General features: G+C 74.2%; 9 protein-coding genes. 7 read left to right on the plus strand and 2 right to left on the minus strand.

The window, feature by feature from the left end:
* Positions 1-184 precede the first annotated feature (184 nt).
* From C2142_RS05265 to C2142_RS05285, 5 genes are all read left to right on the plus strand, one after another.
* Positions 185-2,263, plus strand: coding sequence for a SpoIIE family protein phosphatase (locus C2142_RS05265; protein ID WP_148641303.1), 2,079 nt, complete (start codon positions 185-187; stop codon positions 2,261-2,263).
* A 117-nt stretch (positions 2,264-2,380) separates the two neighbouring features.
* The gene (locus C2142_RS05270; protein ID WP_148641304.1) at positions 2,381-3,289 is read left to right on the plus strand and encodes an Lrp/AsnC family transcriptional regulator; all 909 of its coding nucleotides are present in this window, start codon (positions 2,381-2,383) and stop codon (positions 3,287-3,289) included.
* Positions 3,290-3,439: 150 nt separating this feature from the next.
* Entirely contained in the window at positions 3,440-4,879 is a 1,440-nt protein-coding gene (locus C2142_RS05275; protein WP_194235756.1) for an APC family permease, read from the plus strand.
* Entirely contained in the window at positions 4,876-6,522 is a 1,647-nt protein-coding gene (locus tag C2142_RS05280) for an amidohydrolase (RefSeq protein WP_194235757.1), read from the plus strand. The genes C2142_RS05275 and C2142_RS05280 overlap by 4 nt, the downstream gene beginning before the upstream one ends.
* Positions 6,523-6,548: 26 nt before the next feature.
* A complete protein-coding gene (locus C2142_RS05285) occupies positions 6,549-6,773 on the plus strand; it encodes a hypothetical protein (protein WP_148641305.1) in 225 nt (74 codons plus the stop codon).
* Positions 6,774-6,882: 109 nt separating this feature from the next.
* Here C2142_RS05285 and glmS read toward each other — a convergent pair whose 3' ends face one another.
* Both glmS and C2142_RS05295 read right to left on the minus strand, forming a co-directional pair.
* Complete coding sequence (gene glmS, locus C2142_RS05290; protein WP_148641306.1) at positions 6,883-8,709, minus strand: glutamine--fructose-6-phosphate transaminase (isomerizing); 1,827 nt, start codon at positions 8,707-8,709, stop codon at positions 6,883-6,885.
* Between the two features lie 54 nt (positions 8,710-8,763).
* Positions 8,764-9,066 carry a hypothetical protein gene (locus C2142_RS05295; RefSeq protein WP_148641307.1) on the minus strand — a complete coding sequence of 101 codons (303 nt, stop codon included), beginning with the start codon at positions 9,064-9,066 and terminating at the stop codon, positions 8,764-8,766.
* Positions 9,067-9,303: 237 nt separating this feature from the next.
* Between C2142_RS05295 and asnB the strand changes: the two genes are divergently transcribed.
* Both asnB and C2142_RS05305 read left to right on the plus strand, forming a co-directional pair.
* The gene (asnB, locus tag C2142_RS05300) at positions 9,304-11,154 is read left to right on the plus strand and encodes an asparagine synthase (glutamine-hydrolyzing) (protein ID WP_148641308.1); all 1,851 of its coding nucleotides are present in this window, start codon (positions 9,304-9,306) and stop codon (positions 11,152-11,154) included.
* 215 nt (positions 11,155-11,369) lie between these two features.
* A complete protein-coding gene (locus tag C2142_RS05305; RefSeq protein ID WP_148641309.1) occupies positions 11,370-12,497 on the plus strand; it encodes a hypothetical protein in 1,128 nt (375 codons plus the stop codon).
* Positions 12,498-12,582: the final 85 nt, after the last annotated feature.

Here is a 12,582-nt window from a genome sequence, read left to right on the forward strand (position 1 = left end):
CGTCGCGACACGCAGGCCGACCGGGCGGCTCTGCGGCGCGCGGGCAGCCGCTGCGCCGGTAGCGTGCGGGGGACGGCCGCTGTCGATCACGCTGCTCGCCCGCCGGGCCGTCGATGCCGTCGATCACCGACCGGCCGCCGCTGCGCGAGCCCCGGCCGTGCACCACCGAAGGGGACGAGACGGGTTGCCCGAGCCTCAGCTGACTCCGGAGGTCTTCGACCGGGCCATCGTGGCGATCGCCCTCACCGCGGGGCCGGAGCACCGCCTGGTCTACCGCAACGACGCCTTCCTGGCCCTCTTCGGCCCGCGCCCGACGGGGGTGCCGATCCGGGAGGTGTTCACCGAGCCGGGGGTGGACCGGTTCTTCGAGACCCTGGACCTGGTCCGCGCCGACGGGACGGCCCGCCAGGTCACCACGCCGCGCACCGTCGAGACCGCCGAGGACGACCCGGAGAGCCACCGGCACTTCGTCTACAGCTGCTCGCCGGTCTCCTCCCGCTTCGGGCCCGGCGTCCTGGTGAGCGCGATCGACACCACCGCCGAGGTGCACTCCGCCCAGCGCGCCGAGCGGCTGTCCACGGACCGCCTGCACGCGCTCCAGCGCTACGAGGCGCTGATGTCGGCCGTCTCCCAGCTGGTCTGGCTCACCCGCGCGGACGGCACCATGGTCGAGCTGGTCCCGGGCTGGGAGGAGCTGACCGGGTACCCGTGGCGGGGCACCATGGACGAGAGCTGGTTCGAGCTCATCCACCCCCGGGACCGGGAGGGCCTGGCCCGGCGCTGGCTCGACGCGGCGGAGGGCGAGCCGACGATGTTCGAGCACGGCTTCCGGGTCCGCACCGTCTCCGGCGAGTACCGCCACGTCGCCTCGCGGGCCGTGCCGATCGTGCGGGACGGGCGCCTGGTGGAGTGGATCGGCGCCACCTCCGACATCGAGGACCGCTGGCGCAACCGGCTGCGCGAACGCCTGCTCGCCCGGGCCGTCGCGGTCACCGAGGCCCCCCGCCCGGAGGACGCCTTCGCGGCCGTCGCCGGCCTGGTGGTGCCCGACCTCACCGACGCCTGCACGGTGTTCGTGCTCTCCGGCCGGGAGTACTCCTCGCAGCCCGGGGAGATCCGCGGCACCCGGATCGCCTCCACCGCCCGGCCCGGCCTGCCCCCGCTGCCGCCGCTGCGCCAGCAGAGCTTCCTGCTCGGGCCCACGGCCCGCCGGGCGGTCGCCGAGCAGGCTCCCGCCCTGCTGACCTTCCCGGCCGGCCACGTCCCGCCCGGGCTGGTCCCCGAGGAGTCGTCCCGCTGGCTGGCCCGGGCCCGCGCCACCAGTCTCACCCTGCTGCCGATCGTCCTCGACGGCGTGACCGTCGCCCTCGCCGCGGCCGCCGGCTGCGACGACACCCCGCCACCCGGCCGCGCCGACATCGAGCTGCTCCAGGACGTCCTCCAGCGCGCACAGCTGCCGCTGCGCCAGAGCCTGGAGCTCCAGCGCACCCGGGACGTCGCCCTCGTCCTCCAGCGGGCGCTGCTCACCGCCCCGCCCGCCGTACCGGGCGCCGAGCTCACCGCCCGCTACCAGCCGGGCAACCGCGCCGCCGAGGTCGGCGGCGACTGGTACGACGCCTTCGTGCTGCCCGACGGCTCCCTCGCCCTGACCATCGGCGACGTGGCGGGCCACGACCTCACCGCCGCCACCACCATGGGCCAGCTGCGCAGCATGCTGCGCTCCATCGCCTACAACCGCACCCACCTACACACCCCGGCCGACGCCCTCACCGGGCTGGACACCGCCGCCGACGGACTCGGCGTCGCCGTCTTCGCCACCGCCGTCCACCTGCACCTCGCCCGCGCCACCGGGACGGACGGCGGTTGGCTGGCGGCCTGGTCCAACGCCGGCCACCCGCCGCCGCTGCTGCTCCCGGCCGACGGCGCGCCGCGCTTCCTCGACGCCGGGGAGGCCGACGTCCCGCTCTGCGTGGCCCCCGCCGAACCACGGCACACCCACCGCGCGCCCGTCGGCCCGGGCGACACCCTGCTGCTCTACACGGACGGGCTGGTCGAGGTCCCCGGCGAGAACCTGGCCACCGGCCTGGCCCGGCTGGCCGCCGCCGCCGGGCGGGCCCAGGGCCTGCCGCTGCCGGACCTCTGCGACCGGCTGCTCGCCGGGGTCCCGGACGCCCTCGACGACATCGCCCTCATCGCCTTCCGCGCCGCCGTCCCCGAGCCCGCCACCCCCGAGCCCGCCGCAGCCGAGCCCACCGACGCCTGACGCCACCCCGGCCGCGCCCCGGAAACCCCGAACCGCCCCACCCCGCCCCGCCCCGCCCCGCAGGGCGGTAGATTGCCGGGACTCCCCGCCGCGCCCCAGGAGCCCCAGGAGCCCCCCGTGCTCGACACCACCGACGCCGCCCTCGTCCGCGAACTGCAGCACGACGGCCGGGTCAGCTACCAGCGGCTGTCCGAGCTGCTCGGCATCTCCCGCGAGGCGGCCCGGGCCCGGGTGCAGCGGCTGCTCCAGCGCGGCGAGGTGCGGATCGTCGGCATCGTGCCGCCCGCCGTCGCCGGGATCACGGCGGTGGCCCACGTGTCGCTGGACGTCGCCGGTCCCGGCCGCCCGGTCGCGGCGATGGCGGCCGGGCGGCGGTCGACCAGCTTCGTCTCCTGCACGGCGGGCCCGCAGAGCGTGCTCGCGGAGGTCCGGGTCGCCGACGGGGCCGCCCTGGAGCGCGAGTTCGCGGCGCTGCGGGCGATTCCGGGCGTGCGGGGGCTGGAGGTGTTCCGCTGTGCCGAGCTGGTCCGGGACGCCTACTCGCCCGAGGTCGCGGGCCTGCGGGCGGGGCCGCCGCCCGAGCTGGACGCGGCGGACCGGCGGCTGCTCGGCCTGCTCCAGCTCGACGGACGCGCCAGCTTCGCCGCGCTCGCGGAGCGGATCGGCCTCTCCCAGCCGGCGACCCGGGCGCGGGTGCTGCGGCTGCTGGAGGAGGGCGCCGTGCACGTGACCGGGCTGGTGGAGTCCCGCGCGCTGGGCGTGCGCGAGGCGGCGGGGGTGGGGCTGGGGGTGCGGGGGCCGGTCCGGCCGGTGGCGGAGGCGGCGGCCACGCTGCCCGGGGTGAACTACGTGGCCACCGGCTACGGGCGCTTCGACGTGGTCTGCGGCCTGGACGCGCCGGACCGGTCGGTGCTGCTCACGGGTCTGGAGGCGGTGCGCGCGCTGCCGGGCGTCTCCCGCTCGGAGTCGTGGGTGCACCTGGACATCGTGAAGGAGTCCTACACCTACGATCTGCCCATCGACTAGGCGATTCCGTCGCCTGTAAACGGTCTCACAACTGAATCGCCCACCTGGGCCACCTTCGCAAGCTAATCGTTTCCAAACCACTCTTGACGCTTTCTTTTCGCACGCCTTCAATGGCCGGACACCTTCCCCCGCGAGAGATCCGGTCCCCCGATGACGTCTTCTTCTCCCCCACCGCCGCAGGTCGAGGCGCTGCCGCGCTCCCTGGGCGTGTTCGGCGGGGTCCTGCTGACCCTGTCCTGCGTCACGCCCGCGTCCTCGCTCTTCATCGTCGTGCCCCCGCTGCTCCAGTCGCAGGGCAGCGGCGCGGTGCTCAGCCTGCTGGTGGCCGCCGTGCTCTCGCTCGGGGTGGGCCTCTGCTACGCCGAGCTCGGCACCCTGGTGCCCAGCGCCGGCGGCGAGTACTCGATCGTGGGCCAGGTGCTGGGCCGGCTGGCCGGCTGGCTGGTGTTCGTGATCTCGATCGTCTCGCTGCTGGTGATCCCGCCGATCATCGCGCTGGGCACCGCCGGCTACCTGGGCTCGGTGCTGTCGCTGGACCCGGCGGTCGCCGGCGGCGCGGTGATGGCCCTCGCCGTCGCGGTCGGCGTCCTCGACATCAAGTCGAACGCCCTGATCACCGGCGTCTTCCTGGGCCTGGAGGTCCTCGCCGCCGGCGTCGTCACCGTCCTCGGCCTGACCCACGTCCACCAGCCGGCCTCGACCCTGGTGCACGCGGTCGTCCCGGACGGGCAGGGCGGCACCAGCCCGTTCACCGCGGGGCTGCTGATCTCGGGCCTGGCCGTCGCGATCTTCACCTACAACGGCTTCGGGACGGCCGTCTACCTGTCCGAGGACCTGCGCGACCCGCGCCGCTCGGTCGCCCGGACGGTGCTCTGGTCCCTGCTGGCCGGGGTCCTCGTCATCACCCTCCCGGTGATCGCGATCTGCCTGGGTGTCAGCTCCCCGGACCAGCTCGCCGCGGGGGACCTGGTCGCCATCGTCGACGGCTGGGCCGGCAGCGCCGTCGGCACCTTCGTCAGCCTCTGCATCGCCGCCGCCATCCTCAACGCCGTCATCGTGATGGTGATCCAGAACGGCCGGGTGCTGTACGCGTCGGCCCGCGACCGGACGTGGCCCGGCCCGGTGAACCGCGCCCTGGGCACCCTGCATCCCCGCTGGGGCTCCCCCTGGGTGGCCACCCTGGCGATCGGCCTGCCCGGCGCCGTCCTCGCGCTGACCGTGCCGATCGACGCGCTGCTGGGCTTCACCGGCGTGGTCGTCGCGGTGATCTACCTGCTGCTCGGCGTCGCCGCCCTGGCCGCCCGGCGGGGCCGCCACCGCGCCACCGACGCCTGGCGGATGCCGCTCTGGCCCGTCGCACCGGTGATCACCACCGTGGTCCTCGGCTACACGCTCACCCAGCAGGCCGGGCGCGACCTGCTGATCACCCTCGCCGTCCTGGTCGTCGGCGTCCTCTACTGGTTCCTCTACCTGCGCCCGCGCAGCGCCACCCACTGGGTGCTCAGCCTCCCCGCCGACCAGGCCGGCCCCGCGGACGCCTCCTCCGCCACCGCCTCCTCCGCCTACGCCGCCACCTCGGAGACCTCGTGAACCACCCCGCCGAACTGATCGTCCACAACGCCCACGTCCACACCGTCGACGACCGGCGCCCCCGCGCCGAGGCGGTCGCCGTGCGCGACGGGCGGATCGTCTGGGTCGGCGACGGCGACGGCTGGCGCGAGCTGGCCGGCCCGGGCACCGAGGTGGTGGACGCCCGCGGCCGACTGCTGGTGCCCGGCTTCGTGGACAGCCACAACCACGTCCGGCTCGGCTCCGACTCCGCCTGCGTCCAGCTCGCCGGCGCCGGCGACCTGCCCGGGATCGGCCGCCGGATCGCCGACTGGCTGCGCCGCAACCCGGAGGCGGACTGGATCGAGGCCGAGGCCTTCGACTACACCGCGATCCCCGGCGGCCGGATGCCCACCGCCGCCGACCTCGACCCGTACACCGGCGGCCGGCCCGCCTTCGTGCTCAGCTACGACGTGCACACCGCCTGGCTGAACACCGCGGCCCTGCGGCGCCTCGGCATCACCGCGGACACCGGCGAGCTCGCCTTCGGCACGGTGCAGAAGGACCCGGCCACCGGCGAGCCGACCGGGTTCCTCACCGACTTCGCGGTCCGCGGCCTCTCCCGCGACGGCCACCGCGCGCTGCGCGCCGCCGGCGTCCCGTGGGCCCACCCCGACCGCCAGTACGGCCGGCTCGCCGCCAGCCTCGACCTGGCCGCCCGCTACGGCATCACCACCGTCGTCGAGCCGCAGAACTCCCTCGACGACCTGGCCCTGTACGAGCGGGCGATCGCCGAGGGCCGGCTCCGTTCCCGCCTGGTCGCCGCGCTCTTCCACCCCCGGGGCACCACCGACGCGGAGCTCGCCGAGTTCGCGGCGGCGGCGCGCCGGCACGACACCGACCGCTTCCGGGTCGGCCCGCTGAAGCTGTACATCGACGACGTCGTGGAGCCGCACACGGCCGCGCTGCTGGAGCCCTACGCGGGCCACCACAGCCACCGGGGCGAGACCTTCTACCCGGCCGGGGAGTTCGCCGAGGTGCTGGCCCGCCTCGACGCGGCCGGCTTCCAGGCCTTCGTGCACGCCACCGGCGACCGCGGAATCCGCACCGTGCTGGACGCGGTCGAGCACGCCCGCCGGGTCAACGGCCCCCGCGACGCCCGCCACCAGGTGGTCCACGTCGAGTGCCTCGACCCGGCCGACGTGCCGCGCTTCGCCGAGCTGGGCGTGGTCGCCTGCATGCAGCCCCGGCACTGCTCCCCGGACATCGCCGGCCCGGGCAAGGACTGGGCCGAGGCGGTCGGCGAGCACCGCTGGTCCAAGGCCTGGCCGATGCGCAGCCTCCAGGACGCCGGCGCGGTGCTGGCCTTCTCCAGCGACTGGAACGTCGCCGAGATGGACCCGCTGGTCGGCCTCTACACCGCCGTGACCCGCCAGGGCCTGGCCGGCGGCGAGGCCTGGATGCCCGACGAGACCGTCACGCTGGCCGCCGCCCTACGCGGCTACACCCTCGGCAGCGCGCACGCGAACTTCCTGGAGGACCGCCTGGGATCGATCACCCCCGGCAAGCTCGGCGACCTCGTCCTCTTCTCGGACGACCTCTTCGCCCTGGAGCCGAAGGCCTTCCTGGACACCCGCGCCGACCTCACCGTGGTCGGCGGCGAGGTGGTCCACCGGGCCGGCTGAGCCCGGAGGGGCGCATACTGGCAGTAATGACGAACCAGCCCGTGCCCAGGCGCCATCTGCCCACCAGCCCCTTCCGCGCGAAGGTGCCACCACCGCCCAAGCACTTCGCCCTCGACGACCGCGTCTCCCACGACGAGTACGGCCTCGGCCGTGTCGTCGCCGTCGAGGACGGAGCCACCGCGATCCTCGTCGACTTCGGCTCGCAGGAGAAGAGGATCACTGCACCCTTCGCCAAGCTCTACCTGCTCTAACGCCCCCCGTCCGCTCCGACGCCGCCGGCCAGACCGGTAGCACGGTACTCCGCAGGCCCGCCCGGCCCCAGCAGCCCGGCGGGCCTGCGCACGTCCGGCCCGGCGCGCGCTACTCGACCGTGACGCTCTTGGCCAGGTTGCGCGGCTTGTCGACGTCGCGCTTGAGCGCCACGGCGGCGTGGTAGGCGAGCAGCTGGAGCGGGATGTTGAGGAGCAGCGGGTCGAGCTCGGGCTCGCTCTTGGGCACCAGGATGCAGTGGTCCGCGAGCTTGGCCTCGGGCCGGCGGTGGGCCACGGCCACCACCCGGCCGGAGCGGGCCTTGATCTCGCCGAGGGTGGTGAGGTTCTTGTCCAACAGCTCGTCGTCGGGCACCAGGGCGACGGTCGGCAGCTCGGGGCTGATCAGCGCGAGCGGGCCGTGCTTCAGCTCGCTGGCGGGGTAGGCCTCGGCGTGGACGTAGGAGATCTCCTTGAGCTTCTGCGCGCCCTCGCGGGCCACCGGGAAGCCGCGGACCCGGCCGATGAACATCATGCCCTCGGACTCGGCGTACTCGGCGGCCAGTTCGGCGATGCCGTCGCTCTGCGCGAGGATCTCCCGGATCTGGCCGGGCAGCGCCTTGAGGCCGGCCACGATGCGGCGGCCGTCGGCGGGCGAGAGGTCGTGGATGCGGCCGAAGTGCAGGGCGAGCAGCGCGAAGGCGACGACCGTGGAGGTGAACGCCTTGGTGGAGGCGACCGAGATCTCGGGCCCGGCGTGCAGGTAGATGCCGCCGTCGCACTCCCGGGCGATGGCGCTGCCGACGGTGTTGACGACGCCGAGCACCCGCCCGCCCTTGCGCTTGATCTCCTGGACGGCCGCCAGGGTGTCGTAGGTCTCGCCGGACTGGCTGACCGCGACGTAGAGGGTGTCCGCCTCGATCACCGGGTTGCGGTAGCGGAACTCGGAGGCGGGCTCGCTGTGCGCGGGGATCCGGGCCAACTCCTCGATCAGCTGGGCGCCCATCTCGCCGGCGTAGTAGGCGGAGCCGCAGCCGAGGATCTTGACCCGGCGGATCTCGCGCAGCTCGCGGGCGTCCAGGTTGAGGCCGCCGAGGTGGGCGGTGTTGAACCGCTCGTCGAGCCGGCCGCTGAGGGTGCGCTCGACGGAGCCGGGCTGCTCGTGGATCTCCTTGAGCAGGAAGTGCTCGTAGCCGCCGGTGTCGTAGGAGTCGATCTCCCAGTCCACGGTGGACGGCTGGCGGTGGGTGGTGCGGGCGTCCTCGGTGAAGGTGCGGAAGCCGTCGGCGCGGACGGTGGCCAGCTCGCCGTCCTCCAGGTGGACGACCTGGCGGGTGTAGCGGACGAGCGCCGAGACGTCGGAGGCGGCGAACATCTCCTTCTCGCCGATGCCGAGCACGATCGGGCTGCCGTTGCGGGCGACGACGATCCGGTCGGGCTGCTCGGCGTCGAGCACGGCGATGCCGTAGGTGCCGACCACCTTGCCGAGCGCGGCGCGGACGGCCTCCTCCAGTTCGATGCCCTCGGCGGCGTGCGCGGCGATCAGGTGGGCGAGCACCTCGGTGTCGGTCTCGGAGCGGAAGACGGCGCCCTCGGCGGTGAGGCGGGCGCGCAGCTCGTCGGCGTTCTCGATGATGCCGTTGTGGACGACGGCGATCCGCTCGGCGTTGTCCAGGTGCGGGTGGGCGTTGGCGTCGCTGGGCACGCCGTGGGTGGCCCAGCGGGTGTGGCCGATGCCGGTGGTGCCCTTGAACCGGGCGGGCACGGCGGCGGCGAGGTCGGCGACCCGGCCCTTGACCTTGCGGACCTTCAGTCCGCCGGTGCGGCCGCTGACGGCCACGCCGGCCGAGTCGTAGCCGCGGTACTCCAGCCGGGCCAGGCCCTCCAGCAGGAAGGGGGTCGCGTCCTTGGGGCCGATGTAGGCCACGATTCCGCACATCTGGGTGACTCCTTCGAATGACAGAGGGGGTGGCTTCGCCGAGCAGGTCGGTGCTCAGCCGTAGACGATCCGGCGCAGTTGCCGGGCCGAGAGCCCGGGGGCCGCGACCCGGCGGGCGGGAAGCTCCTCGGCGAGCCGGGCGAAGATCCGCTCGTTGGTCAGGCCGCGCGCCTGGAGCTCGCCGTGGCGGCGGCGGACGTACTCCTCGGTCGTCTCGGAGAAGTACGCCAGGACCTCCGCGACCACCCGCGCCGCCTCCCGGGGCCCGAGCGGGCTGGTCCGGGTGAGGTGGGCGAGCAGCTCCTCGTGAGGGTGGTGCGAGGGGTGGGGGTGCGGGACGCCGGGTGAGCTGGACACGAGTGAGGAGCCTAGGCCGGACGGACCGGGAAGATCAAAGATCCTGCCCGAATTCGGGCAGATCCCGAGGCTTTCGGCCCAAGGGTCGTCACCGGACGCCCGGCCCGCCCGCCCCGGCGGGCGGGGAGGACGTTCATCGCCTTGTCGACACACCCTTGTAGCGGCACCGGATCGCCACGTAGCGTGATTCTCCGCATACGCATCGGAGATGCGTGCCGGAAGACCGGAGGCTTGCTGATGTGCGGGATCACCGGATGGGTCGCCTTCGACCGCGACCTCACCACCGAACGCCCTGTGCTCGACGCGATGACGGCCACCCAGCTCTGCCGCGGCCCTGACGCCGGCGGGGTCCACCTGGAGCGGCACGCCGCGCTCGGCCACCGCCGCCTGGCCGTGATCGACATCGAGGGCGGCACCCAGCCCATGACGGTGGAGCACGACGGCCGGGTGCTGGCCGCCCTCACCTACAGCGGGGAGGTGTACAACCACCGCGAGCTGCGCGCCGAACTGGCCGCGGCCGGGCACCGCTTCCGCACCCGCAGCGACACCGAGGTGGTGCTGCACGCCTACCTGGAGTGGGGTGAGGGCCTCGCCGAGCGGCTGAACGGCATGTTCGCCTTCGCCGTCTGGGACGCCCGCAGCGAGGAGCTGCTGCTGGTCCGGGACCGGATGGGCGTCAAGCCGCTGCACTACCACCGCGCCCGGCACGGCGTGGTCTTCGGCTCCGAGGCGAAGGCCGTACTCGCCCACCCCGACGTCCGGCCGGTGGTCGACCTCGACGGGCTGCGCGAGCTGTTCGCCGTCACCAAGACCCCGGGGCGCTCGATCTACCGGGGCGTCGTCGAGGTGCCGCCCGGCCACGTGGTCCGGGTCCGCCGCGAGGGCGTCTCGATCCGCCGCTACTGGGCACTGGAGGCCCGCGAGCACACCCACGACCTGGACGCCACCGTGGCCACCGTCCGGGCCCTGCTCGACGACATCGTCCACCGCCAGCTGGAGTCGGACGTCCCGCTCTGCTCGCTGCTCTCCGGCGGCCTCGACTCCAGCGCCGTCACCGCGCTCGCCGCCAGGCAGCTGCGCGCCGCCGGAGCCGGCCCGGTCCGCTCCTTCGCGGTCGACTTCACCGGCCAGAGTGAGCACTTCCGGGCCGACGAGGTCCGCTCCACCCCGGACGGCCCGTACGCCCGGCTGCTGGCCGAGCACGTCGGCGCCGACCACAGCGTCGTCGAGCTGGACAGCGCCGAGCTCAGCGACCCGGCGCAGCGCGCCACCGTGCTGCGCGCCCGGGACGCGCCGGGCGGCTTCGGCGACATGGACATCTCGCTGCTGCTGCTCTTCCGCGGCGTGCGGCGGCACTCGACGGTGGCGCTGTCGGGCGAGTCCGCGGACGAGCTGTTCGGCGGCTACCGCTGGTTCCACGACCCGCAGCTGGTCGCCGCCGACGACTTCCCGTGGGCGGGCGCGGTGGCCCAGCTGGGCGGCACGGGCACCGGGCCGCGCGAGCAGCTGCTGGACCGGGGCCTGGTCGGCAAGCTCGACGTGCACGAGTACCGGCGGGCCCGCTACCGCGAGGCGCTGGCCGAGGTCCCGCACCTGCCGGACGCCGACCCGGTGGAGCGGCGGATGCGGGAGATCTCGTACCTCAACCTCACCCGCTTCGTCGGCATCCTGCTGGACCGCAAGGACCGGATGAGCATGGCCAACGGCCTTGAGGTCCGGGTGCCGTTCTGCGACCACCGGCTGGTCCAGTACGTCTTCAACACCCCGTGGGCGATGAAGAGCTTCGACGGCCGGGAGAAGAGCCTGCTGCGCGCCGCCGTCCGGGACGTCCTCCCGGCGGCGGTCGCGGACCGGCTGAAGAGCCCGTACCCCGTCGTCCAGGACCCGCGCTACCCGGCGCTGCTGCGGGCCGAGCTGGCCGAGCTGGCCGCCGACCCGGGCGCCCCCGTCCTGCCGCTGCTGGACCGCCGGGCGCTCGTCGACGCGCTCGCCCCGGACACCGACCCGCAGTCCGTCCGGCTCGGGGTCGACCTGGCGCTGGACCTCAACACCTGGCTGACCGAGTACCGGGTCTCGCTGGAACTCTGAACGGCCGTCACCCCCGGACGGCGCGGCGCGGGCACCCGGACGGCGCGGCGCCGTCCGGGTGGCGACCCCCGGCCATCCCGCTTCGCCGGGTGGGAACGGCGTGCGGTAGCGTCGCCGACACCTCCCGAATGGCGGCCGATAACGCGGATTCGCAGCCGCGTGCCGTCAGGATGGGGAGCGAACCGTCCGTCTCGATCCGCCGGGGGATCTCCGTCATGCAACCGCGAGCGTTCGCGATTCTCACCGCTCTCCTGCTGGGGGTCCTGGGCCTGGGATCGGTGGCCGTCACCGACTGGACGCCCGCCACCGGCACCCAGGCGGCCGCGTCGGCCGCCCCCGGCGCGGCGGGCTCGGGCGCACCGGCCGCAGGCACCGTCCAGACCGCCGGGGCGTCGGCCACCCCGACCGGCGACCCGGCGGTCTGGACGCGTTCGACGCTGCGGAACAAGATGATGGCCGAGATGGAGGCCACCGACCCCGGCGTCGCGCTGGCCGACCTCGACAAGATCACCAAGGAGAAGCCGTACACCGTCCGGTTCTGCCACCCGATCGCGCACGAGCTCGGGCACCAGGCGGTCAAGCGGTACAACGCCGACTTCCAGAAGGTCATCTCCTTCCCGCACGAGACGTGTGCGGCCGGCTACCTGCACGGCGCGGTCGAGGAGATGCTGAACGCCTCCACCCAGCCCGAGGTGGACCTGCTGAAGCTCTGCGCGCCCAAGAACAGCGGCCCCTGCATCCACGGCGTCGGCCACGGCACGATGTTCGTCGCCAAGCAGGACGTGGCCAAGGCCCGCGACCTGTGCAACAAGTTCACCACCGACCAGAACCGGATCCGCTGTTCCGAGGGCCTGTTCATGCAGCTCTTCGGGCCGGACGAGGAGGACGAGACGGCAAAGGCGAACCTGCCCGCCGACAAGCTCGCCCAGGACCCGCTCTACCCGTGCAAGGACCAGCCGGCGCTGTTCCAGTCCGCCTGCTACTTCTACGCGCCGACCTTCTACCTCTCCTCGCACGACTACCCGAACCACCCCGAGGTGTACGGCGACGCGCTCAAGTGGTGCCTGGCCGGCAAGGCCTCCGGCGGCGCGGTGGACTGCAGCCGGGGCGTCGGCTCGCGGACCATGAAGTACAACCTGGACCGCGAGGACTGGGCCGCCCAGCAGTGCGCCACCGCCGCCGACGGCTGGCAGCGCAAGGCCTGCGCCGAGGGCCTGGTCAGCTACTACACGGTGAACTACACGGACGCCGGTGCGGCCGGACGGCTCTGCGCCAAGATCACCAACAAGGAGATGCAGGGCTACTGCCGCTCGGCGAGCGGGCTCTCCGCCTCGCTCGACTGACCGCTCCCCGCCCCGGCCCCCGGGCCACGTCCCGCCCACCGGGCCCGCGCCGCACGGCGCGGGCCCGGTTCCGTAGGATCGGGCC

The sequence above is a fragment of the Streptomyces sp. CB01881 genome (assembly GCF_002953255.1).
Taxonomy (GTDB): domain Bacteria; phylum Actinomycetota; class Actinomycetes; order Streptomycetales; family Streptomycetaceae; genus Kitasatospora.

Excerpts from the sequence above, each read along its gene's own strand:
- C2142_RS05285 (WP_148641305.1), top strand. The coding sequence starts at position 6,549 with ATGACGAACCAGCCCGTGCCCAGGCGCCATCTGCCCACCAGCCCCTTC.
- C2142_RS05305 (WP_148641309.1), top strand. The coding sequence starts at position 11,370 with ATGCAACCGCGAGCGTTCGCGATTCTCACCGCTCTCCTGCTGGGGGTC.
- glmS (WP_148641306.1), bottom strand. The coding sequence starts at position 8,709 with ATGTGCGGAATCGTGGCCTACATCGGCCCCAAGGACGCGACCCCCTTC.
- C2142_RS05275 (WP_194235756.1), top strand. The coding sequence starts at position 3,440 with ATGACGTCTTCTTCTCCCCCACCGCCGCAGGTCGAGGCGCTGCCGCGC.
- asnB (WP_148641308.1), top strand. The coding sequence starts at position 9,304 with ATGTGCGGGATCACCGGATGGGTCGCCTTCGACCGCGACCTCACCACC.